Genomic DNA, 23,518 nt, shown 5'->3' on the forward strand with positions numbered 1-23,518 from the left:
TAAGCTTGTTGGTAGGCGAAAAAGGACTCGAACCTTCACATCTTGCGATACTGGTTCCTAAGACCAGCGCGTCTACCAATTCCGCCATTCGCCCACAATTCTTGTGGCTTTATATAGGATAGTTTCTATTTGTCCAATGACAATAATAATGAAATATATTAATAATTAATTATATTTACTAGTAATTTAAAAAAAATGATTATTTCTCCATGTATAAGTATATGTAAAACAGATCCTCAAACAGGATATTGTTATGGATGTGCAAGAAATAATGAGGAAAAAAAAATGTGGAAAATGCAAGAAACTACAGAAGAATGGAAAAAATCAAACTTAACAATCATTCAAACACGTTTGAGTGGCTGGCAATTAGAGAGTTTTAAAGAATCTTATGGTCATAAGATTGAAAATGGAATTTCACTTTATAAAAAGAATTTAAATAATGAGTAAATCTACTTTAGCTATATTAATTTATGTTGCGGGGTTAATCTTTGGAGCGTTGGTTTTAAATATATGGAGTGCAGAAACTGGACCCAAAGCTTTTATAGGGATAATTTGGACAGCAATTTTATTAATTGCACTTTTTTATGCTGACAAACATGAAAAAAAGTAAAAAAATAATTTTTTTTGGTATATTTTCAATCTTATTAGTAAGCTTCCAGACATTTGCTTTATCTGAAATTATGCATTTAACAGGCTGTAAGAATTTAAAAGATGGTTTTATTAAAAATGAATATATTTTAGATTTAGAAAAGTCTTTAATGAAGAGAAATTATATTTATGACAGTAAAACTTTTAAAAAATATAAATCTACTGATCTTAGTGTTAAACAAGAAAATTTAATTGAAAGATTTATCTATGAAGATGAGAACTTAATACTAACAGACAAAATTGGTTACCCACAATTTTATACCCAACTAGTTTTTGAAAAAAAAAAACCATTAATTAAAATCAAAACAGTCATAAATGGAGAACAAGGTATCTCAAAAATTTCAACATGTGATAAAGTGGAAGTTTTCGTAAAAGAAAGTTAAGATTTTTTACTTTTCTTATTTACTTTACTTGTAAAGTTTATTTTTTTTGAACCAAACCTAGTATTGGTTATATTGCTTCTATGTTTAGCATAAGCTTGTTTTTGAGCTAACTTCATAGCTTTTTTAGATGACATTTTATTAGTTTATATTTTTTAAAAATTTTGTCGAGCAAGAACATTAAAATTTTTGTCTGAAATGATTATCTCTCCAGAAGAAGTTGTAATATTTAGCACTTCTTGAATTGTTACATAATGTGTTACTAATACTAAATTGTTATCAGCGTTCCATTCATTAATATATTTTTTTAAATCATAAATTTGTTTATTTTTATTACTTGCAAATTTTGCACTAAAAAATGAATTTAAAAAACTTTTTGTTTCATATTTATCAAAAGCATGTTGAGCTGTATGTTTACATCTACACCACTCACTAGATAACACTTTATCAATTTTAATATGATTTTCTGAAAAAAACTTCCCAATATTTTTAGATTGTTCAATACCCTCTATGCTTAAATTTCGTTGGGTTTCACATTTTAATATATCAAAATCTAATGGATCACCTCCACCTGGTGCAATTGCATGTCTTATAAATATTAATTTTTTACCTTCTTTTAACAAACTTTGTATTTCATCATTTGAATTTGCTTTTACTGAAATATTGAAAGATAAAAGTATTAATAAAAAAAATTTTATAAGATTCATATATGGATATAAAATTCAAAAAATTAAATAATTCAATAGTTAAATGTAAAAGTTGTCCTAGGTTAATTGCGTTTAGTAAAAAAATTTCTATAGAAAAAAGAAAACAAAATATGAAAGATACTTATTGGGCTAAACCAGTTACAGGATTTGGTGATATTAACGCTAAACTATTAATAGTAGGTCTGGCGCCTGCAGCTCACGGGGGTACTAGAACAGGCAGAGCGTTCACTGGAGATAAATCTGGAGATTTTCTTTTTAAATGTTTATTTAAAGCTAACATATCGAATATATCAACTTCTACGCATATTGATGATGGTTTAAAATTAAATAAAACCTATATTACAAATATTCTTAAATGTGTCCCTCCAGAAGATAAACCTATAAAAAATGAATTATCCAACTGTTCAACATTTTTTAAAAATGAATTGATCTTATTAAAAAATTTAAAAGTTATTATAGCGTTAGGTAAAGTTTCGTTTGATAATTGTATAGAATTTTATAAAAAAAATTATCATTTTGATAAAAAACTAATCTTCATACACGGTGTAAAATATTTATTACCTGATAATAAAATTCTAATTCCTAGTTATCACCCTAGTCCAAGAAATGTTAATAGAAAAATAATTAATACACAAAAAATGGTAAGCTTGTTAAAGAAGGCTAAGAAAATTATTTAATTTTTATACTATCGCAAAAATAAGGTTTAAAAACTTTAAAAATGTCCTCTGGAACTTTTATAGGTTTTCCATTTTTATCTACAAAAACTAAATGTACTTTTGCCTCAACAATTAATTCGTCATCTCTAGAAATAAATTGTGACATAAAAAAAGAAGTTTTTGTAATAGATTTAACAAAGGATCTAATTTTTAACTCGTCTTCAAGATAGGAGGGTTTTTTGTACTCGATGTTACAAGATTTAACAACAATTAAGGCTCCATAATCTTCTTTAATTTTTTTATTATTAAATCCGATTGTAAACAATGCTTCTGTTCTTGCTCTTTCAAGAAACTTCAAATAGTTTGCATAATAAACAACACCACCTGCATCGGTGTCTTCATAATAAACCTTTATATTGTGAAAAAAATTTTCGTGCATGAATTTATACTATCAAAAATAAATATTTTTAGCATCAAACTAAGATATAATATAACAATGAAAGTTTATATTATTTGGCTTTTAGGTGTAATTGCTTGGAATTATTTGGTCCCTGATGCTGCACCCATTGAAGATGTAATTGTTGCAGTACTTTTATCTTTTTTAAGTATTGGTCTTAAAAAAGTATTTAAATAATCTTATTCAGCTGAAAAATAAATATCTTGATAATAAGAGATAGCTTTTAATTTCGAATTATCAGTGTCAGTCATTATAGCAATACCTGAAATTTCTGTAACATCAATTTCATGAAGTTTCTTAAAATCTTTTTGCACATTTGCTTTAACAGTAACCCATGTATTTTTGTTATTTTTTGTAGTTGAGAGAACATAATCAATAGATTTTTTTGTATATGGACTTGGCCAATATTTTCCAACATCATTATTACTTGAAAAAACATAATTAATTGCCCTGTTAGATAATGGTGTAGAACCTGTTTTTTTTATTACAAAAACTCTAGCAGCATAATCGTGCCCTTTTTTACTATTTTCAATAATTCCAGATAAATCTTTCTCAACTTTCCATGTAATATTAATAATAGGAGTTTTATTAAGATCAATTCTAATTTCTTTTCCCAAGCCTGACCCAACACCTTCAGCCTCTGCTCTTATAAAGTTACCATTTTCGTTAGACCCAACAGCCCAGCTGGTCTCTCCTTTAACTTTTTTAACTTTTAATGTATTTAGCTCATCGTTAGTAAAATCGAAAACGTAAACATTTTCAGCTAACAAAGGTTTTGTTATTAAAAATAAATATCCTAATAATATTAAAAAAAATTTCATCAGTCTGAGGGTATATCTAAATTTAATTTTAAAACAATATTTGAACACACTTTAAGCATTAAATTATCAATATTGGATACTATATAAATAGAATGAAATTAATTTCTATATTTGTTTTATTAATATATTGGTCCATAATTCTACTGGCACCAGTTATTTCTAAAGAAAGTAAGTCTCTTAATGTTGATTCTAAAGTGCTAGTTAGTAAGTAGAACGACCACCACTAATATCAAAAACAGCTGCTGTTGAAAATGAGTTTTCTTCTGAAGCTAGCCAACAAATTAATGAAGTAAACTCTTCTATCTCTAAAAATCTACCTCTAGGAACCTTAGAAAGCATTCTGGCAACATGTTCTTTTGACATTTGATCAAGAATTCTTGTTTTTGCACCAGCTGGGGTAACAGCGTTTACAGCTATATTTTTATCAGCCAGTTCTTTACCTAATGATTTAGTTAAACCAATAGCTCCTGCTTTAGCTGAACTGTAGGCACTAGCATTAGCGTTACCATCCTTGCCAGCTACAGATGCAACATTGATGATTCTACCATAATTATTTTTAATCATATTGGGCACAACACACTTACAACAATTAAAAGTCCCCATTAAATTAATTTGTACTATTTTATTCCACTCATCAACATCATAATCCCATAGAGAGGATGTCGAACCTGTAATACCAGCATTATTAATTAAAATATCAATGTTCGTAGATTTTGTTATTTCATCTACAGTTTCTTTAACATTTTTATAATTAGAAACATCAACAACTTTATAAGACAGATTTGGGTTGTTTAGTTCTTGAGTAGCTTTTTTAAGTTCATTTTCATCTATATCCCAAATAATAGTTTTAACACCTGAGCTTAAAAATCTTTTTGCTATATCAAGACCAAAACCTTGAGCTCCACCTGTGATAATTGCTGTTCTATTATTTAAATCAAACTGATGCATTAGTTTATTTACTAGCTAAAAGATAATAAGTCAAAGATGATACAAATGCTCCAATGATCCAAGAATAAGAGTGAAAACTCATTAAACTTTCATTCCAGATAGTTGAGGCTGCAAAAATAAAACCTAAAACTAAAGAGTAGATAGCTTTCAAATGCCAGCCATTAGAATAAAAATACATGCCCTTGTCGTCTAAAGAAAAAATCTCATTGTTATTTAAGTTAGTTTTTTTTAATAGATAATAATCAACAACCATAACACCAAATAATGGGCCAAAAAAAGAACCAAGGGTATCTACAAATGCTAATATTCCAATCTGACTTAATAATGGTAACCAAAGCATACCAACAATAAAACCAATAACAGTAATAACAATAGCAGATTTTTTTAAATCAAGAGTTTGAGGAAAAAAATTCAGTAATGAATTTTGAGCTGGAACATAATTTGCTATTAAATTTGTTGATGCAGAAGCAAAAATAATAAAAAATAAGACAATCACAGTTAACTGAGAATTGTCAATTTTACCAATGATATCTGTAGGATTTGTTAAAATTCTTTCCATGAGTTCTAAATTTTTGTTTAGAAAAATATCTGATCCAATGACTATAAAAACTGCAAAGAAAGAAAAAATTATCAAATTTAATATTAAGCTTAAGTTTCCTTTTTTTAATTCACTCTCATTTTTTACATATCTACTAAAGTCACCGTAGTTGACTATAACTACTGAAAAATAAGCAAATAAAGTTGCTGCCACAGTAATCAATGGAGCAACATTGCTACTATTTAAAATGTTTTGTATCGAAAAAATATCAAGAAATGCAGCAGAAGTAACCTTAACATCATAAAGAAAAACTGTTAAAAAAAATATAAGCATTCCTGAATAAACGGTAATCGCAGAAACTTTTATTATAAGTCTATTAAACTGATGGCTTTTACTAAATAAAAAAGCTTGTAATAAAATTGCAAAAACAAATGCTATCCAATCAATTAAATTTAAACCAAAAACAAATACTAAAAAAATATCCTGATCTAAAAGTGAATTATCAATAGAATATAAGGTTATTCTAATTAAGTAGCTAAAAAGTTTTGATAAAAAATATGTTTGAATTCCAAACATGAAAATTCCAACCAATCCTCTTAATAGAGCAAAATATTTAGCTCCTTTTATTCCAATCGAGGTTCTTAAAATTACTGGAAAAGGAAGTCCATGTTTTTGAGATGGTTTACCAATTAAATTTGCAAAGAAATAAACAAATATTGAAGCAATTAAACTTCCAGTTAAAACTACAAAAACATTTAATTCATAAACTAAATAAAGTGAGGCAATTAAAGAAAAGGCAATCAAACTTTGGATATTATTTGCCCAAAAATAAAACAGATCTTTCCAATTCCAATTTTTATCATTTGGATTAACTGCAACTAATTCCCAGTTAATTAGAGTATTTTTTGATTTGATCTGATTCACTAAAACTATAATAAACTAATAAGTTCTACTGTCCATATAGATAGGTTGGTAACCATAAAGCTATTTGTGGGAAGATTATTATTAAAATCAATCCTATAATTTGAATTACCATAAATTGCATCATGCCGTAGTAAATATCTTTAAGATCCCACTCTGGAACAACACCTTTAAGAAAATATGCTGATAAGGCGACTGGTGGTGAGAGCCAGGCTGTCTGGAGATTAACTGCAACAAGTATTGCAAACCAAGTTAAATTAAAACCAAGCGCTTCTACTAAAGGCAATATGATTGGAACTATTATCATTACGATTGGTACCCATTCTAGAGGCCAACCTAAAAGAAAAATTATAACCATAATCATTGCAAGAATTAAGTATCTGTTCATCTCTAGACCAAGTAAAAATTCTGTAAGAAGCATGGGTGTTCCAAGTCTTGAAAATACAGCTCCAAAGAAGTTAGATGCAGCAACTAAAACCATAATTAATGCTGCTATTTCTAATGTTTTAACAAGAGAGTCTTGTAATTTTTTGAAAGTTAATTTTCTATAAGCTAAAGCTAAAAGTAAAGATCCCATAGCTCCACACCCTGCAGCCTCTGTTGGTGTTGCAAATCCAAACAAGATACTTCCAAGAGCAGCAAACACTAATGCTGCAGGTGGAACTAATCCTAAGAAAAATTCAACCCAAACTTCTTTCATACTTGTTGCTCTTAATTCTTTTGGTAATACGGGTCCTAAACTTGGATCTATCCAACATCTAATTGTTGTGTATGCCGCATAAAGAGTTGCAAGCAATACACCTGGTATTATTGCTGCAGCGAACAAATCTGTTACAGGAATTTCCATTATTGGACCCATCACAACAAGCATAATGCTAGGTGGGATTAAAATTCCAAGTGTACCACCAGCAGTAATAGTTCCAGCTGCTAATCTTACATTATATCCTGACTTATTCATTGATTTTGCAGCCATGATCCCAAGAATGGTAACTGATGCACCAACAATTCCGGTTGCTGCAGCAAAAACTACAGAAACGAAAAGCACAGCATAATAAAGTGAGCCTCTTACTTTAGCTAACATGAGTTGGAAAGCTGAGAATAATCTTTCCATTAATCCAGCTTGTTCCATCATAATTCCCATAAAGACAAAGAGGGGAACTGCAGCAAGTGTTTGCTCTGTCATGACCATAGAAAACTGCAAGGTCATTAAATAGAATACTAATTTACCAAATCCCAAATAACCAAATACAAAACCTAAGAAAATTAAGGTAAATGAAATTGGAAAACCTACAAAAATTGAAAAAAGCATTACTCCTATAAGAATAAATCCTAATAAAGCAGGATCCATAAATTCAGCTAACATTATTTCTCCTCTCCAGGCCACTTACCTTTAGTAGCTGCCCAATAACTTTTAAATAATTCCGATATCCCTTGAACAATCAAAAGAATAATTCCGACAAACAAACAAGCTTTAATTGGCCACATATAAGGCATCCATGCTGTGTCCATACCCTTTTCACCTCTCATGATAGACTCTTGAAGAAAGCCAGTTGACATGTAAAGAAATACACTTAGTCCTGGAAAATAAAATATTAGGTAAAGCCAAAAATCTATCCTTCCTTGGTTTTTGGTTTTAAAATTTCTGTATAAAAAGTCTGCTCTTATATGAACACCTTTTGAAAGCGCATAACCAGCTCCCAACATAAATAAGGCTCCATACATAAATCTACTCATGTCATAAGCCCACATAGTCGGTGCATTGAAAAGTTTTCTGGCTAAAACTTCATAAACCATTGCAAATATTAACGGTATAGTAATCCAGCAAACTGTGTTGCCAACCCATTTATTAAATAAATCAATTTTTGTAATTGCTAATGCCATCCACTTAGGCATATTTCTTGGCATTTTACCTGAACCACCTCTTCTTTCAGCAATCATTTCATCTGAAATGTCTAGTTTCATAGGCTTTATAGATTTAAGAGGTTTTTTAGATTTGTGGTTTCTTGGCATAAATATTTAAAAAAAAACTAAAGCGGATCGTAAAATCCGCTCTAGTTATATTTATTTTTTATCTAAATACTACTTTAAAGTAGCTGCGTGAGCCATTCCTAGCTTAGCATTAGACATTTGAGATCCAGACCAGAAAGGAACTGCAATATCAGCAAACGCTTTTTGAGAGTCCCAAACTTCTTTAAAGAATTTGTTCTCATTAGCATTTTTTTCTAGACTTGCTTTTGCAGCAGCCATATATGCTGGGAAATAATCTGCTGGAGTATCATGTAAAATCACACCGTGTTTTCCAGTCAACTCAGCAAGAGCTTTTCCGTTTTCATATATTCTGTAACTCATAGATTTTGATAGAGATGCATTCGCAGCAACTTCTAAAGCTTTTTTCTCTAAAGCAGACATCTTTTTATACTTAGATCCTGTAATGTAGAAATCAGCATTTACTACTACTTGGTGAAGACCTTGTAGATAGTAATGTTTTAGAACTTTCTGGAAACCGAATGTCATGTCTGGCTTAGGACAACACCATTCAGCAGCATCAATTGTTCCTGCTTCAAGTGCTGGTAAAATATCTCCACCACCCATTGCAACAGAAGCTACACCAATGTCTTTATAAGTTTGGCCAGGAATTCCCGGAGGAGTTCTGAACTTGTACTTTCTAAAGTCGGCCATGCTATTAATTGGCTCTTTGAACCAACCTAAAGCTTCAGGTCCTACTGGTTGTAACATAAATCCTTTGATGTCTCTTCCCATCTCAGACCATAGTTGGTCGTAAAGTTCTTTACCACCACCATATTGGAACCAAGATAAAAAAGCGATGTTATCGATACCAACACCTGCACCTGCTACTGGCGAACCAAATAACATAGCTGCTGGGTGATCGCCTGACCAATAGTGAGTCCAAGCAAAACCACAATCGATTAATCCTTTATCAACTGCATCTAAAGTTTCTTTTACACCCACTACAGATCCAGCTGGCATAATTTCGAACTTAAGCGATCCACCAGTCAATTCTGTTACTGTATCAGTGAAGTCTTTCAACATTACCACTTCATCAGCTTTTGAACTAATTACTGTTTGACACTTAAGAGTTTGTGCAGATGCACCCGTTACTGTCATTACAGTAAGTAGAAGCGATCCAACAAACAAAGATATGATTTTTTTCATATTTATATTTCCTCTTGTTGTGTTTTTTTATAAAAAAACTACCTTTTCAAAAATAAAAAATTAAAACAAGTCTTAATATTAATAAAATACTAATTATAAGCATTGGTAATACTAGAATTTTAATTTTTACTATTATAAACATTCTAAATTGATGGAAAGTTTTGATTATATTATTTTAGGAGCTGGATCAGCAGGTTGTGTTCTTGCAAATAGACTGTCTGAAAGTCCAAAAAACAAAGTTCTTTTAATTGAGGCTGGTGGCAAAGATAATTACCCATGGATTCATATACCAGTAGGATATTTCAAAACTATGCATAACCCCAATGTTGATTGGTGTTATAATACAGAACCGGATGAAACTATGAACAATAGGTCCATAAGGTATCCTAGAGGAAAAACTCTTGGAGGTAGTTCATCAATAAATGGATTACTTTATGTTAGGGGTCAACACAGAGACTACGATGTTTGGAGGCAGCTAGGAAATAAAGGCTGGAGTTGGGAAGATGTATTACCTTATTTCATCAAAGCTGAAAATCAAGAACGAGGAGAAAGTGAATTTCATGGTGTAGGAGGTCCTTTGTCTGTTTCTGATCAACGAATACAATTGCCTTTATTAAATCAGTTTCAAAAAGCGGCTGAGGAATTTGGAATTCCAAAAACTAAAGATTTTAATACAGGAGACAATCATGGCTGTGGTTATTTTCAAGTAACAGAAAAGGATGGCTTTAGATGTAGTACTGCTGTTGGTTATTTAAACCCAGCTAAGAAAAGACCTAATTTAAAAATAGTTACAAAAGCTCACGTTAAAAAGATTAATTTTGAAAACAAAGTTGCTAAAGAAGTTGAGTATTGGATTGAAAATGAAATATTCACTATAAGTGCAAATAAAGAAATTATCTTATCTTCAGGAGCAATTGGTTCTCCACAATTACTACAAGTATCTGGAGTTGGAAATTCAAATAAATTAAAGGAACTAGGAATTGAAATGGTACATGAATTAAAGGGTGTAGGTGAAAATTTACAAGACCATTTAATGTTTAGACCAATATATAAAATACAAAATATAAAATCTCTTAATAAAAAAATTAATAGTTTATTTGGTAACTTGTTAATTGGATTAGAATATATCTTTAATAGAAGTGGGCCCATGACTATGGGTGCAAGTCAGATGTGTATGTTTGCAAAAAGTGATCCTTCATTAGAGCTGCCTGATTTACAATGGCATGTTCAGCCAATGAGTATGGATACATTGGGAGCTACCAAAAACCATGATTTTCATGGTTTTACTCCAACAGTTTCACAAATTAGACCAACTAGTAGAGGTCATATTAGTATAACGGATAAAGATTCACGAACTTACGCAAAAATAAAAATGAATTATTTGTCGACAGATGAAGATAGAAGAATTGCAGCAGCTGGTCTTAAATTAACAAGAAAAATTGTTTTAGAATCTGAGACATTTAAAAAATTTAGCCCAGAAGAATATCGACCTGGAATTCATTTAACAGAAGATGAAGATATTTTAAAAGCAGCAGCAGATTATGCTCAAACCATTTTTCATCCTGTTGGAACATGTAAAATGGGTCAAGATGATATGGCCGTTGTTGATGATCAGCTAAAAGTTCATGGAATTAAAAATTTAAGAGTAATAGATGCATCAATCATGCCCAATATCACCTCTGGAAACACTAACGCACCTACAATAATGATTGCAGAAAAAGGTGCTGATATGATATTAAGCAGCTGATGTTTGCAGAATTATTCGGGCCTGAACAACTTATAATTTTAGGCCAAATTATATTTATCGATTTAGTATTAGCTGGTGATAATGCCATTATTATTGGAATGGTTGCCTCTAAATTTCCACCCGAACAAAGAAAAAAAGTAATTTTTTGGGGGATAGGTGGTGCAGTAATTTTAAGAATTATCTTAACCATGTTAACTGCTTATTTATTACAAATAACAGGATTAAGATTAATAGGAGGATTGCTTCTTCTTTATATAGTCTACAAACTCTACACAGATGTAATCAAAGGTCAGTCAGGTGATGAAGATATTAAAGTAGATAATTCAAGCTTTATGAAGGCTATATGGACAGTTTTACTTGCTGATTTTACGATGAGTTTGGATAATGTTTTAGGTGTAGCTGGTGCTGCTGGTGATCACTATGCATTATTAATATTTGGTTTAGCTTTATCAATAATTCTTATGGCAACAGCTGCTACTGTAATTTCAAGATGGATTAATGAATATAAATGGATAGCCTGGATTGGTTTAATTGCTATACTGGTTGTTGCTATCGAATTAATTTATACTGATTTAAAGTTATTTATTTAAATGTACTTACAAAAAATAAATCTTAAAAACAAATATGCATTAGTTACAGGTGCTGGCAAAGGATTGGGAAGAGCCTGCTCAATTGCTCTAGCTGAAGCTGGAGCTACAATCATTGCTTTAAGTAGAACTCAATCAGATCTTGATAAACTTGAAAAAGAAATAAAAAAGATAAAAGGTAAAGTTATCAAAGTTAATTGTGATGTAATGAATTACGAAGATCTTAAAGAAAAACTAGATAAGATTAAGATTATAGATATTTTGGTTAATAATGCTGGGACAAATATTCCAGAACCTTTTGAAAAGATTAAACAAGAAAGTATGAACTACTTAGTAGATTTAAACCTTAAAGCTGCTTTTAATGTTGCTCAATTAGTTGTTAAAAAAATGTTAAAAAATAAAAAAAGAGGTGGATCTATTATTAATATGTCATCTCAACTTGGTCATGTTGGAATGTCTGGTAGAAATGTTTACAATATGACAAAATTTGGTATTGAGGGTTTGACTAAGGGTATGGGTGTTGAGCTTGCAAAAAACAATATTAGAGTAAATACAGTGGCCCCTACTTTTGTAGCAACACCGATGGTTAAAAGATTTTTTAAAAATAAAGAATTTAAAAAACTAGCTTTAGGGAATATTCCTATGGGAAAATTAGCAACAGAAAGTGATGTTGCAACAAGCGTTTGTTTTTTAGCTTCATCCGCTTCATCGATGATTACAGCCACATCAATCCTAGTAGACGGTGGATGGACAGCAAAGTAATATATAGATTACTTTCATTAGTAGCGTTATTTTTTTCAACTCAATCTTTTGCAGTAGAGTTTCAGGGAAAATTCATTCAAGGACATTACATTATTGGAAAAACTGAGCCTGGGTCATCAATTTTTGTAGATAAAAAAAAAGTTAAAGTCACAAAAGATGGTTATTTTGCATTTGGAATTGAAAAAGATAGAAAATTTGACATTACAATTACTGAAAATAATAACAAAATTATAAAAAAAATTAAAAAAAGAAAATATAATATTCAAAAAATTGAAGGCTTACCTAAAAAAAAAGTTACACCACCTGAAGAATTTTATGCAAGAATAAAAAAGGAAAACAAATTAATAGCTGACGCAAGAGAAATTGAAAGTGACTTACAGTTTTTTAAAGAAAAGTTTATTATCCCAGTTGATGATGCAATAATTACTGGTGTTTATGGTAGTCAAAGAATTTTAAATGGCATACCCAAATGGCCTCATTATGGTTTAGATTTTGCTCAAAAAAAAGGTACTCCAGTTAAAGCAATGAATAACAGTGTAGTTACTCTAGCTGAAAAGGACTTATTTTATACTGGAGCAACTTTAATATTTGACCATGGTCATGGTGTTTCAACTCTTTACATGCATATGGATGAAATTTTTGTAAATGTAGGTGATCATGTTAAAAAAGGAGATATCATTGCTACAGTTGGTTCCTCTGGTAGATCAACAGGACCTCATCTTGATGTAAGACTTAATTGGTTTGGTACTAGACTAGATCCTGCAACTATATTAAACATTCAATAATGAAAAAAACCATATTAGAAAAAACAGCAGATAAATTAGTTAATGCATTTGTTAACAATAAAATTATTGCACCACTCCCAATAAAATTTACAAAAACATTAAGTGAAGCTCAAAAGCTAAGAAAATTATGTGAGAGTAAAGTTAAAGATCCAATAATAGGATTTAAAGCTGCAGGGACAGGTATACCTGTCATGAAAAAACTTAAAGAAAAAAAACCTTTCTATGCTGCAATCTTTAAAAAGAATTTTATAAAAAGTGGAAAAAAAGTAAAAATTAATAAATCAACTTTAGGTATAGAGCTTGAGGTTTGTTACCTAATTAAGAAAAACTTTTTCTCATCAAAAGGATTAATTACAACGAAAAATATAACAAAACATATTTCTCACATGGCAGCTTGTATTGAGGTTATTGGTTACAGGCAAAAGAAAAAAGGCATTACTAGTTTTGGAGATTTATGTAGTGACTTTGGTGCTAATGTTAAGTTTTTAATTGGGCAAAAGAAAAAATATAAAAAAATTAATATTGGAAATTTAAAGACAAATATTGCTAATAAAAAAATTGGACAAAGTATTAATGGAAATACAAATACTGTTTATATAAACCCATTAAACTCACTTAGATTTGTTTTGAATGAATTAAAAAAAGATAAAGTCACTCTTGATAAAGATTTTTATGTATTTACAGGATCGACTGTTGGTGTTGTTCCAATCCTAGGTAAAGGTCTTTATACTGGAAAAGTAGATCAACTAGGTTCAGCTAAAGCTATTATTCATTAATTTTAGATTTTCATTTAAAAAACCTTAGTTTTTAACAATAATTTGGGTTCGTTTTACCAAAAAAAATCTTAATTTAAGGCTACTTGTGATTAATATTTTTAAAAGTTATAGTTTTTATTATGGCACTTCATTTTAGCAAACAAGAATTTGAGAAAAGAAAACTGGCTACATTAAAATCAATGAAAGAGCATAATCTTGATGCTCTTTTAATGTTTCGCCAAGAATCTATGTTTTGGCTTACAGGCTACGATACCTTTGGTTATGTTTTCTTTCAAACATTAATACTGAACAATAAAGGAGATATTATTCTTTTAACAAGGGCTCCAGATTTAAGACAAGCACAAAATACATCAAACATTGAAGACATAAGAATTTGGGTAGATAAAGACCAGTCTAACCCTGCAGATGATCTTAAAATAATTTTAAATGAATTAAATCTAAAAGATAAAAAAATTGGAGTTGAATACGAAGCTTACGGTATGACAGGTCGTAATGCTTTAAGACTTAATAAATCTCTAGAAGGTTATTGTGAAGTAGAGGATCAATCAGAATTAATTACCAAACATAGAGTGGTTAAATCTATTGAAGAAATTGTTTATGTAAAAAAAGCTGCAGAACTTGCTGATCAAGCGCTAGATGAAGCTTGGAAATATGCAAAAGCTGGTGCTAGTGAAGCAAAAATTTTAGCTGAAATGCAAAGAGTTGTTTTAGAAGGTGGCGGTGATTATCCAGCAAATGAATATATTATAGGCTCTGGGCACAATGCATTATTATGCAGATATCAATCTGAGAAAAGAATTTTATCAGATACTGATCAATTAACTATTGAATGGGCTGGGACTTATAAACATTATCACTCTGCAATGTTTAGAACTATTCCTATTGGTAAAGCTGATCCAAAGCATATTAAGATGCATGAGGCATGTCTTGAGGCTTTGACTAATTGTGCAAAAACTCTAATACCGGGAAAAACTGCGGGAGATGTATTTGATATACATGCTAAAACTTTTGATGATCGTGGGTACAATAAATCAAGAATGAATGCTTGTGGCTATTCATTAGGGACAACCTTCTCACCCAATTGGATGGACTGGCCAATGCTATACACTGGTAATCCTTATGTAATAACTCCTGGTAATGTCTTCTTTATGCATATGATCTTAATGGATTCAGATAGTAAACTAGCGATGAATTTAGGTGAAACCTATTTAGTGACAGAGAATGGTAATGAGAGATTAGGTAAGCAAAAGTTGGATTTGGTTGTTCTTTAAATTAAATCATATTGATACTGTCTAGCTTTAACAACATCTTCTGGAAGACTTAACTCCACATCATCTAATCTTATAGATTGATCTTTATTAATATTTTTCTTAACAATTGCTCCATCAGTTAAACCAAGAGGTAAAATTTTTTCATCTTTTGATTTTTTAGAAGTAATTAATTTCCCTCTAGCACAAAAACCGCCCTCGCCGTCTAATCGATCTCCAATTTTTAAATCTTTTTTAGCATAAGCTGCAACATCTGCATTATAATTTATAGTTTGACCTGTTGCTTTTTGATCAAGTGCAATTGCATATATTGATTGAGCAAGTTCTAAACCAATATAATGATATGGCCTCCATATAGCTGAATAACTGCCAGACAAATCGGTCACCATTCCATAATCTTTAAAGCAATTTTTGACATATTGATTTTGAGCTTTAATTACTATGTAAACACCCCATCTAAGATCATTTGGAATATCTTTTTGATTTAAATCAATGCTAGATATCACCTCCACTTGACCTTCATAATCAATTAATCCTCCTTCCACTTTTGGAATTAATTTTTTAGCAATATCATAAACTCCAACAGGTGGAAAAGTTAATCCATTGCTTGGGCATTTTAAATTTGATGCATTACTGACTGCACACATTTCAATTGCAGATTTATCTCCACATAAAAAACTATTAAACATTTTAGGATTCATTCCAGATTCAATTTCAGCACGTTCTTTACTTAAACCGTAGTGACCCCAAACTGTATCTGGTGTTGAGTATTCAAAATCTGGGTGGTACTTCGTTCCTTTTCCTGCACAAACTACAGAAAAACCGTTTAACTTAGCCCATTCAATCTGCTCCATAATTAATGAAGGTTGATCACCATATGCCATTGAACAAATAATACTGTTTTCTTTTGCAAGATCAGCAAGGTATTTCCCACAAGTAACATCAGCTTCAACATTTACCAATATGATGTGTTTTTTATTTTTAATAATTTTTACAGCATGAACTGTTCCTATAATTGGATTTCCAGTAGCTTCTATAAAAACTTCAACATCTCTATCAATTGCCTCATCTAAAGTAGTTACAAAATTTATTTTATTAACTGTCTCTGTAGTTAAACCGCTCTTAAGACAGTTTTTTTTGGCGTTATCAATATTAATATCAACGATAGTATCAATAGTAATTTTTTGTAATTGATTGTATTGAGCAAGAAACATACTTACAAATTTTCCACAGCCAATGAATGCAACTTTTATCGGTTTTTTTCTGGATTGTAGTTTAGTATTTAAAAACATTTGATCACGATATACTATTTTTTTATAAAATTGATGATACTTTTTGTAAGTGTATCACTTATAATTATAGTTCCTTTTTCATTTGGGTGCATACCGTCATCTTGATTAAGTTCAGGTTTTAAAGCAACACCCTCTAATAGGAAAGGGATTAAATTTAGTTTATATTTTTCAGCTAAACTTGGATAAATATTATCAAATTTTTTTTTATAACTAATTCCATGAGTTGTTGGAGCAATCATTCCTGCTAAAATTATTTCTATATTTTTTAATTTTGCTGTTTGAATAATTTTTTCTAAATTTTTTTCAGTCTCGATTGGGCTTATTCCTCTTAACATGTCGTTAGCACCCAATCCTAAGATCATTAAGTCAATATTCGGTTGAGATAAAGACCATTCAACTCGATTTAATCCTCCAGCAGATGTGCTTCCAGATACACTTCCATCAATAATTCCAAGATCATAACCACTATCATTAAGATTATTTTGAAGGACAATGGCTAAATGTTTTTCCTGTGGAAGACCATAGCCTGCCATTAAGCTATCACCAAATAAGATAACGTTTTCTAGTGCATTGACGTTTATGCTCACTAGACAGACGGCAATAATTTTAATAATAAATCTTTTAATCATGGACAGTCTTCTTAAGCTAAAAAACGTTAATCTTAAATACCAAACTGTTAATGATACTATTAAGGTTTTAAAGAGTGTTAATTTAGAAACTAAAAAAAATGAGTCTATTTCAATAGTGGGTGAAAGTGGATCTGGAAAAACTAGCTTAATCATGCTTGCTGGTGGACTAGAGAAAGCAACCTCTGGTAAGATATTTTTTGAAGATCAAGAAATATCTAAAATGAGTGAAGATGAAGTTTCTAAAATTAGAAGAAAAAATATTGGTATTGTTTTTCAATCTTTCTATCTTATTCCAAATTATACAGCTGTTGAAAATGTTGCTCTAACCTTAGAGTTAAATAATTTAAAAAACCCTACTAAACGAGCTAAAGAGTTGTTGGATCGATTTGGACTAAAAAATAGATTTAATAATTTACCTAGTCAACTTTCAGGTGGTGAACAGCAACGTGTAGCGATTGCTAGAGCTATAGCCATGAAACCTAAACTAATTTTGGCAGATGAACCTACGGGAAATTTAGATAGTGAAAATTCACAAATGATTGCAGATATTTTATTCAAATATATTAAAGAAGAAAAATCATCTTTAATTATGGTCACCCATGACCCAAAACTTGCAAATAAAGCAAAAAGAAAAATTAAAATTAAAGATGGAAAAATTGTCTAAGCTTTCAGAGTACAAGTTAACTTTGATATATGCCTTAAGAGATTTGAGTAGAAATTATAAAAAAATTTCTAGTATTATTCTAACACTCTTTATCAGCTTATTTATCCTAAGTTCAATTTTCACCATTGAAGATAGTTTGAATAAAGAATTAAATAACAATTCAAGAGCACTTTTAGGTGGAGATATTGAAATTGACTATAATCGTAATGTTGGCAACTTAGAATTAATTAACCAAGTTAAAGAATTTGCTACTGTTTCACAAATGGTTGAGTTTAGCACCATGATCTCGACTACCAACCAATCTAAAAATAAATCAATATTTTCTAGAATTAAAACAGTAGATCAAAATTACCCATTATTTGGCAAGGTAGGCTATGAGCCAAATGGTGCATTTGAAAAATTACAAACTATAGAGAATACAATCCTTGTTAATGAAAACATTTTCAAAAATCTCAATTTAAAAATTAATGATAAAATCAAAGTTCAAGATCAGTTGTTTACTGTAATTGGTATCGTAAAATCAGTACCTGATATTGGGGGTGCTTTTGTATTTGGTGATTTTGCTTTAGCTGGCAAACAAACATTAGAATTATTAAAACTTAATAATCTGGGGAGCTTTTTAAACTATGAGTATAAAGTACAATTTAATGAGGGAGATAATCCAAAAGCTTTATCTAAAAAAATTGAACAGTTATTCAAAGATGAAAAAAAGGTTAGACTTAGATATCACGAAAAATCTGACGGCCCTTTAAAGAGAATAATTGATAATTTCTCTCAGTTCTTGTCCCTTGTATCAATTAGTGCAATGCTAATTGCAGGAATTGGAATTGCTAACACGTTACTTTCGTTCATTAATCAGAACAATATGTCTATAGCAGTTAAGAAGTCTTTAGGCTTTTTCTCAAAAGATATTAAAATAGTCTACTATTTACAATTGCTTATTCTACTATTCATAATATCAACTGCCGCCTACTCTTTTAGCTTCTTTCTTGTCCCTATTGTTGATGTTTATCTGTCAGCTGGTCTTGGATTAAATATTGAAGGTAGTTTTTCTATTCTTAATTATTTCAAAGTTTTTTTGGTAGGGTTATTAGTATTAATCATATTTTCTATACCAACCATTAATGCAATTGATCAAGTTAAGGCATCAAACTTATTTAGAAATGTATTTCAAAACCTTCAATTTTATTATTCAAAAAAATCAATTCTTTTAAGTCTGTTATTATTATCAATTTTAATTTCTTTATTTACCATCAGTTCTGCTCGACCTGTTTATAGTTTGGGTTATTTTGGAGCTTTCTTTGTTTGTTTATTAGTCTTCTACTTATTATCAAACTTGATCATTAAATTATTTAAAGGACTTAAAGAACATCCAAATATTTCAATTAAAGTATCAGTTAAAAATATTACTCAAACTAAAAGTATTACCCCTATAACTATTATGTCTTTAGGTTTAGGGGTCACTTTACTATTAACTTTAGCTTTTGTAGGTTCAAATTTTAAAAGAGAAATTGCTAAATCTATACCAGAACTTGCGCCTGATTATTTTTTCATTGGTATTCAAAGTGATGAAAGACAAATATTTGAAGATTTAATTTTTAAAATGGATAAAGAAGCTAACCTTGAAATTGTTCCAATGGTTTCAACAGGTATTGTAAAAATAAATGGAATAGATCCAAATACTTATATCGATTCAAGTAATGATAGCCACTGGGTGATCAGAAATGACAGAAGGTCTTCTTGGGCTGATAAAATTTTAAAAGATAACCCAATTGTAGAAGGCAAATGGTGGGATCTAGATAGACCTGATAAACTTCAAATTTCACTTGATAGTAAAATTGCTAAAGATTTTGATATTAAAATTGGTGATATTTTTACTCTTAATATTTATGGACGTGAAATTGAAGGTGAAATAGTAAATTTTAGATTAGTAGACTACAGAGATTTTACTATTAACTTTGCAATGTTATTAAATCCTCAATTTGCAAAAAATATACCTCACGAATATTTGGCTACTTCAAAATTTAAAAGTTTAAAGAATTTTAACGAAACTGCTTTACTAGATAAAATGCCTAGTCTTTCTATTATAAAAATTACTGATTACTTGGAGAAAGTAACAGATCTTTTAAACAAAGTGTTTATTGCTGTAACCGTTATCTCTGCAATAACTATAGTCATTGGTTTAATTGTTATATCAAGTGCAATTATAGTTCAGGGTAAAATTAAAGAATTTCAAAATTTAATATTCAAAATTTTAGGTTTTTCTAAAGTTGAGGTTATACTTTCTTCAATTATTGAGTTTTTTATAATATTTACATCCATAATTCTAATAGCTCTCTTTTTTGCGGTCATAGGTTCACAATTTATCATTGAAAATATTTTTCAAATTACTTGGAAGTTTGATTTAACAATATTTTTGCAGGTAACTATTGGAATTGGACTAGCTACTTTAATCTTAATTATGATTACTAATTTTAAGTATTTAAGCCCTAAGGTTTATCCACTTATAAGAAATCAATAACTACACATCAGATCGAGATCTAAACCTCTCAAACATCAATCTTGTTTTAACCCCAATATTTAAAAAAGGTTGGGGTGGAAGCCAAGTAGGTTTGGTTCTAGATTCTATTATTTTAATTTCATCACTATTTTCATTACTTGCTTTAATTGCTATCTGTTCACCAAATAAAGTTCCAACTCCAATACCAGAACCATTATAGCAACCTGCCACAAAAACATTATCTTGTACTTTTTCAAAAATTTGTGAACTATTTCTAGTTCTAGATACAACTCCAGACCAACTAGATTGAATAATATCATCTGCTAAACTTGGAAACCTTTTTTTGATACCGAGTTTTTGATTTAAAGATCTTTTATCCAACTCTGGTTTAGACATTTTAAAAGGGCTATGAACTTCTGCGGTATTTCTAATTAAAATTCTTTTATCTTTTGTCATTCTAATAGTTGCTCCCATTGGTCTAACAGGCAGCACACCCCACTCTCTAGGCTCACCAATAGACTTATACTCTGTATCAGTTAATGGTCTTGTCATGCTTGCAGTTAAGGTTAAGGGGAAATTATAATTATTTTTAATACCAAGTGATTTTAAAAATCCATTTGTGCAAAAAATAATCTTTTTAGTAATTATTTTATGATTATTAAATTTAGAAATAATTGTATCTTTATTTTTTGACCATTCATTTAATTGAGTATTTTCTAATAGCTCAACATTATCTGGCAAAGTGTCGATCATAGCTTTAACAAGTTTTCCAGGATGTATTAAAATTCCGCCCTTAGTATAAAGTGCTAAGTTATAAAAATTCGTACCTAATCTTTTACCTAAATCATCTTTATCAAAAATATTATGTTCAAAATTTAATTTTAATAATGTTTTGCTAAAATTTTCTAGTATCTTTCTATCTTTTTCATTTGATGAGGCAAAATATTTTCCACATTCATTCCAATCACAATCTACCTGATGCTCTTTAATAAACTTTTTTACAACATCAATTCCTAATTTATAAATGTCTGTTTTCTTTTTATAATTAGAAAGTTCTTTATTTGAGGTGAAACCATCATTAAGGGTCGTATCAACTAAATATCCTGAGTTCCTTCCACTTGCACCCTCACCTGCTAATTGGGCATCAACAATAATAATTTTTTGATTTGGGTGTAGTTCTGATAATTTTCTAGCAGCAGACAAGCCTGTATAACCTGCACCTATAATTAGCCATTCACAGGATTTTTCTTTATCTAAAAATTTTATATTAGACCTTCTATCAAGGTCATTAATCCAACTACAGCTAGTATCATTAACCACTTTCATGTAGTGAGATTATGACAGATAAGATGTTTTTAAAAGATCTTAAGATACTAAAGAAGGTTGCTTGATCATGTCTTCTTTTTTAATCCCTGCAACTTTAACTGGTCTTTTCATAGCATCTCTTCTGAAAGGCTCTCCCAGTTCTTGGTTAAGAATTACTTCAATAAATGTTGTAATCCCTTTCTTTTGATCTTCACATGATTGCTTGATAGCAGCAGTGGTCTCTTGCATGGTTCGAACAGTGACACCTTTTAATCCACAAGCATCAGCAACTTTTGCATAACTTAATTCTGGATCAAGCTCTGTTCCAACGAAATTATCATCAAACCATAAAGTAGTATTTCTTTTTTCAGCACCCCATTGGTAATTTCTAAAGATTACCATTGAAATTGCTGGCCATTCTGGTCTAGCACATGAACTCATCTCATTCATGCTAATACCAAATGCACCGTCACCTGCAAAACCAATTACTGGTGTATCAGGACATCCAATTTTTGCTCCAAGAATTGCTGGAAAACCATAACCACAAGGACCAAATAATCCTGGTGCTAAATATTTTCTACCTTTTTCAAATGTTGGATAAGCATTTCCAATTGCACAGTTATTACCAATATCACTTGAGATAATTACATCATCAGGCATACCTGCTTGAATTGCTCTCCATGCTTCTCTAGGAGACATTCTGTCTGCATCTCTTTTTCTAGCTTCTGCATTCCAAACTGTACCTTCATCATCATCTTCGTGATCTAAACTTGATAACTCTTGTAACCAAGCAGATTTAGTTTGGTGAATTGTATTTTTTCTCTCTTCTCTATTTGTATCTCCTGCTGTTGGAGAAAGTTGAGCTAAAATTTGTTGTGATACTAATTTTGCATCCCCACAAATACCAACTGTGACTTTTTTAGTTAAACCAATTCTATCTGAATTCATATCAACTTGAATAATACTTGCATCTTTAGGCCAGTAATCCATTCCATAACCTGGTAATGTTGAGAAAGGATTTAATCTTGTACCAAGTGCAAGAACAACATCAGCTTTCTTAATTAATTCCATTCCAGCTTTTGATCCATTATACCCTAAAGGTCCAGCTGCTAATGGGTGACTTCCTGGAAAACTATCATTATGTTGATACCCTGAACAAACTGGAGCATCTAATTTCTCAGCTAATTTTTTACAATCTTCAATTGCCCCACCAATTACAACACCTGCGCCAGATAGTATTACTGGAAACTTAGCGTTTGATAATAAGTCAGCTGCTTTTTTAATTGCATCAACTCCACCTGCTTGTCTTTCAAGTCTAACAATTGGAGGAAGATCTATATCAATTACTTGTGTCCAATAATCTCTTGGAACATTTATTTGTGCTGGAGCTGATCCTCTAATCGCTTTTTCAATTACTCTATTTAATACTTCTGCCATTCTTGAAGGGTCTCTAACTTCTTCTTGATAGCAAACCATATCTTTAAATAAATTCATTTGTTCTACTTCTTGAAAACCACCTTGACCCATAGTTTTATTGGCAGCTTGAGGTGTTACTAGTAATAATGGTGTGTGATTCCAGTATGCAGTTTTAATTGGTGTTACAAGACCGGTAATTCCAGGACCGTTTTGAGCAATAACCATTGACATTTTGCCAGTAGATCTTGTGTAACCATCAGCAATTAATCCACCGTTTGTTTCATGAGCAACATCCCAAAAGGTAATTCCAGCATCAGGAAAGATATCTGAAATAGGCATAAAAGCTGAACCGATAATTCCGAATGCGTGTTCAATTCCATGCATTTGTAAAACTTTTACAAAAGCTTCTTCTGTTGTCATTTTAGTCATAATAATTAGGCCTTCCTGCTTAAGTTGTTAAAAAAATCTATAAATAATTTGTTAATTTTAAAGATTAATATATAAGAATTAAAAAATTTCAAACAAACAAATCGACAC

General features: G+C 30.4%; 26 protein-coding genes and 1 tRNA gene. 13 read left to right on the top strand and 14 right to left on the bottom strand.

Going from position 1 to position 23,518, the window contains the following annotated elements; genetic code table 11:
* Window positions 1-9 precede the first annotated feature (9 nt).
* Window positions 10-94: transfer RNA gene (locus tag AC5SLN_RS03675), tRNA-Leu, on the bottom strand.
* 101 nt (window positions 95-195) lie between these two features.
* Between AC5SLN_RS03675 and AC5SLN_RS03680 the strand changes: the two genes are divergently transcribed.
* The 3 genes from AC5SLN_RS03680 to AC5SLN_RS03690 are packed head-to-tail and all read left to right on the top strand — an operon-like array spanning window position 196 to window position 1,031.
* Window positions 196-447: a DUF1289 domain-containing protein gene (locus AC5SLN_RS03680; protein WP_020169339.1), complete on the top strand. Its 252-nt coding sequence runs from the start codon at window positions 196-198 to the stop codon at window positions 445-447.
* Entirely contained in the window at window positions 440-610 is a 171-nt protein-coding gene (locus AC5SLN_RS03685) for a hypothetical protein (protein WP_006997042.1), read from the top strand. Before AC5SLN_RS03680 ends, AC5SLN_RS03685 begins: the two co-directional genes overlap by 8 nt.
* Window positions 597-1,031 (top strand): hypothetical protein, encoded by a 435-nt coding sequence (locus AC5SLN_RS03690; RefSeq protein WP_494592783.1) that lies wholly within the window; start codon window positions 597-599, stop codon window positions 1,029-1,031. Before AC5SLN_RS03685 ends, AC5SLN_RS03690 begins: the two co-directional genes overlap by 14 nt.
* Here the strand turns inward: AC5SLN_RS03690 and AC5SLN_RS03695 are convergent.
* Entirely contained in the window at window positions 1,028-1,165 is a 138-nt protein-coding gene (locus AC5SLN_RS03695) for a hypothetical protein (protein ID WP_020169337.1), read from the bottom strand. The two genes, AC5SLN_RS03690 and AC5SLN_RS03695, sit on opposite strands and share 4 nt — an antisense overlap.
* Window positions 1,166-1,183: 18 nt before the next feature.
* Window positions 1,184-1,735 carry a histidine phosphatase family protein gene (locus AC5SLN_RS03700; RefSeq protein ID WP_494592785.1) on the bottom strand — a complete coding sequence of 184 codons (552 nt, stop codon included), beginning with the start codon at window positions 1,733-1,735 and terminating at the stop codon, window positions 1,184-1,186.
* A gap of 2 nt (window positions 1,736-1,737) precedes the next feature.
* Here AC5SLN_RS03700 and AC5SLN_RS03705 point away from each other — a divergent pair, with 2 nt between their 5' ends.
* Window positions 1,738-2,412, top strand: a complete 675-nt coding sequence (locus AC5SLN_RS03705) for a uracil-DNA glycosylase (protein ID WP_494592787.1) — start codon at window positions 1,738-1,740, stop codon at window positions 2,410-2,412.
* Here the strand turns inward: AC5SLN_RS03705 and AC5SLN_RS03710 are convergent.
* Window positions 2,405-2,830, bottom strand: a complete 426-nt coding sequence (locus tag AC5SLN_RS03710) for a YbgC/FadM family acyl-CoA thioesterase (protein WP_018414049.1) — start codon at window positions 2,828-2,830, stop codon at window positions 2,405-2,407. The genes AC5SLN_RS03705 and AC5SLN_RS03710 overlap by 8 nt on opposite strands.
* A gap of 57 nt (window positions 2,831-2,887) precedes the next feature.
* Between AC5SLN_RS03710 and AC5SLN_RS03715 the strand changes: the two genes are divergently transcribed.
* Window positions 2,888-3,025 (top strand): hypothetical protein, encoded by a 138-nt coding sequence (locus tag AC5SLN_RS03715; protein WP_494592788.1) that lies wholly within the window; start codon window positions 2,888-2,890, stop codon window positions 3,023-3,025.
* 2 nt (window positions 3,026-3,027) lie between these two features.
* Here AC5SLN_RS03715 and AC5SLN_RS03720 read toward each other — a convergent pair whose 3' ends face one another.
* The 6 genes from AC5SLN_RS03720 to AC5SLN_RS03745 form a co-directional block, all read right to left on the bottom strand.
* Window positions 3,028-3,669, bottom strand: a complete 642-nt coding sequence (locus AC5SLN_RS03720) for a DUF3047 domain-containing protein (protein WP_006997048.1) — start codon at window positions 3,667-3,669, stop codon at window positions 3,028-3,030.
* A 201-nt stretch (window positions 3,670-3,870) separates the two neighbouring features.
* Window positions 3,871-4,617: an SDR family NAD(P)-dependent oxidoreductase gene (locus AC5SLN_RS03725; protein WP_020169333.1), complete on the bottom strand. Its 747-nt coding sequence runs from the start codon at window positions 4,615-4,617 to the stop codon at window positions 3,871-3,873.
* A 4-nt stretch (window positions 4,618-4,621) separates the two neighbouring features.
* Window positions 4,622-6,079: a cytosine permease gene (locus tag AC5SLN_RS03730; RefSeq protein ID WP_494592789.1), complete on the bottom strand. Its 1,458-nt coding sequence runs from the start codon at window positions 6,077-6,079 to the stop codon at window positions 4,622-4,624.
* Window positions 6,080-6,104: 25 nt separating this feature from the next.
* Window positions 6,105-7,439, bottom strand: coding sequence for a TRAP transporter large permease (locus tag AC5SLN_RS03735; RefSeq protein ID WP_018414043.1), 1,335 nt, complete (start codon window positions 7,437-7,439; stop codon window positions 6,105-6,107).
* Complete coding sequence (locus AC5SLN_RS03740; RefSeq protein ID WP_034391601.1) at window positions 7,439-8,086, bottom strand: TRAP transporter small permease subunit; 648 nt, start codon at window positions 8,084-8,086, stop codon at window positions 7,439-7,441. The genes AC5SLN_RS03735 and AC5SLN_RS03740 overlap by 1 nt, the downstream gene beginning before the upstream one ends.
* Window positions 8,087-8,155: 69 nt before the next feature.
* Window positions 8,156-9,250: a TRAP transporter substrate-binding protein gene (locus AC5SLN_RS03745; protein ID WP_018414041.1), complete on the bottom strand. Its 1,095-nt coding sequence runs from the start codon at window positions 9,248-9,250 to the stop codon at window positions 8,156-8,158.
* A 151-nt stretch (window positions 9,251-9,401) separates the two neighbouring features.
* On the opposite strand from AC5SLN_RS03745, the gene AC5SLN_RS03750 reads away from it, so the two are divergent.
* The 6 genes from AC5SLN_RS03750 (at window position 9,402) to AC5SLN_RS03775 (ending at window position 15,178) form a co-directional block, all read left to right on the top strand.
* Window positions 9,402-10,997: a GMC family oxidoreductase gene (locus AC5SLN_RS03750; protein WP_494592791.1), complete on the top strand. Its 1,596-nt coding sequence runs from the start codon at window positions 9,402-9,404 to the stop codon at window positions 10,995-10,997.
* Complete coding sequence (locus AC5SLN_RS03755) at window positions 10,997-11,587, top strand: TerC family protein (protein ID WP_494592793.1); 591 nt, start codon at window positions 10,997-10,999, stop codon at window positions 11,585-11,587. The genes AC5SLN_RS03750 and AC5SLN_RS03755 overlap by 1 nt, the downstream gene beginning before the upstream one ends.
* Complete coding sequence (locus tag AC5SLN_RS03760; RefSeq protein WP_018414038.1) at window positions 11,588-12,346, top strand: SDR family NAD(P)-dependent oxidoreductase; 759 nt, start codon at window positions 11,588-11,590, stop codon at window positions 12,344-12,346.
* A complete protein-coding gene (locus AC5SLN_RS03765) occupies window positions 12,331-13,131 on the top strand; it encodes a M23 family metallopeptidase (RefSeq protein ID WP_494592794.1) in 801 nt (266 codons plus the stop codon). The genes AC5SLN_RS03760 and AC5SLN_RS03765 overlap by 16 nt, the downstream gene beginning before the upstream one ends.
* Complete coding sequence (locus AC5SLN_RS03770) at window positions 13,131-13,907, top strand: fumarylacetoacetate hydrolase (RefSeq protein ID WP_494592795.1); 777 nt, start codon at window positions 13,131-13,133, stop codon at window positions 13,905-13,907. The genes AC5SLN_RS03765 and AC5SLN_RS03770 overlap by 1 nt, the downstream gene beginning before the upstream one ends.
* Before the next feature lie 119 nt (window positions 13,908-14,026).
* Complete coding sequence (locus AC5SLN_RS03775; protein ID WP_494592797.1) at window positions 14,027-15,178, top strand: M24 family metallopeptidase; 1,152 nt, start codon at window positions 14,027-14,029, stop codon at window positions 15,176-15,178.
* Here AC5SLN_RS03775 and AC5SLN_RS03780 read toward each other — a convergent pair.
* Window positions 15,175-16,467, bottom strand: a complete 1,293-nt coding sequence (locus AC5SLN_RS03780; protein WP_494592799.1) for an SAF domain-containing protein — start codon at window positions 16,465-16,467, stop codon at window positions 15,175-15,177. The genes AC5SLN_RS03775 and AC5SLN_RS03780 overlap by 4 nt on opposite strands.
* A gap of 14 nt (window positions 16,468-16,481) precedes the next feature.
* A complete protein-coding gene (locus AC5SLN_RS03785; RefSeq protein ID WP_494592801.1) occupies window positions 16,482-17,096 on the bottom strand; it encodes an arylesterase in 615 nt (204 codons plus the stop codon).
* Between AC5SLN_RS03785 and AC5SLN_RS03790 the strand changes: the two genes are divergently transcribed.
* Window positions 17,095-17,760 (top strand): ABC transporter ATP-binding protein, encoded by a 666-nt coding sequence (locus AC5SLN_RS03790; protein WP_494592803.1) that lies wholly within the window; start codon window positions 17,095-17,097, stop codon window positions 17,758-17,760. The genes AC5SLN_RS03785 and AC5SLN_RS03790 overlap by 2 nt on opposite strands.
* Window positions 17,696-20,281 carry an ABC transporter permease gene (locus AC5SLN_RS03795; protein WP_494592805.1) on the top strand — a complete coding sequence of 862 codons (2,586 nt, stop codon included), beginning with the start codon at window positions 17,696-17,698 and terminating at the stop codon, window positions 20,279-20,281. Before AC5SLN_RS03790 ends, AC5SLN_RS03795 begins: the two co-directional genes overlap by 65 nt.
* Here AC5SLN_RS03795 and AC5SLN_RS03800 read toward each other — a convergent pair whose 3' ends face one another.
* Together AC5SLN_RS03800 and xsc are read right to left on the bottom strand one after the other, a co-directional pair.
* A complete protein-coding gene (locus AC5SLN_RS03800; protein WP_494592808.1) occupies window positions 20,282-21,586 on the bottom strand; it encodes an NAD(P)/FAD-dependent oxidoreductase in 1,305 nt (434 codons plus the stop codon).
* 39 nt (window positions 21,587-21,625) lie between these two features.
* Window positions 21,626-23,410: a sulfoacetaldehyde acetyltransferase gene (gene xsc / locus AC5SLN_RS03805; RefSeq protein WP_494592810.1), complete on the bottom strand. Its 1,785-nt coding sequence runs from the start codon at window positions 23,408-23,410 to the stop codon at window positions 21,626-21,628.
* Window positions 23,411-23,518: the final 108 nt, after the last annotated feature.

The sequence above is a fragment of the Candidatus Pelagibacter sp. PS_31 genome, assembly GCF_059417865.1.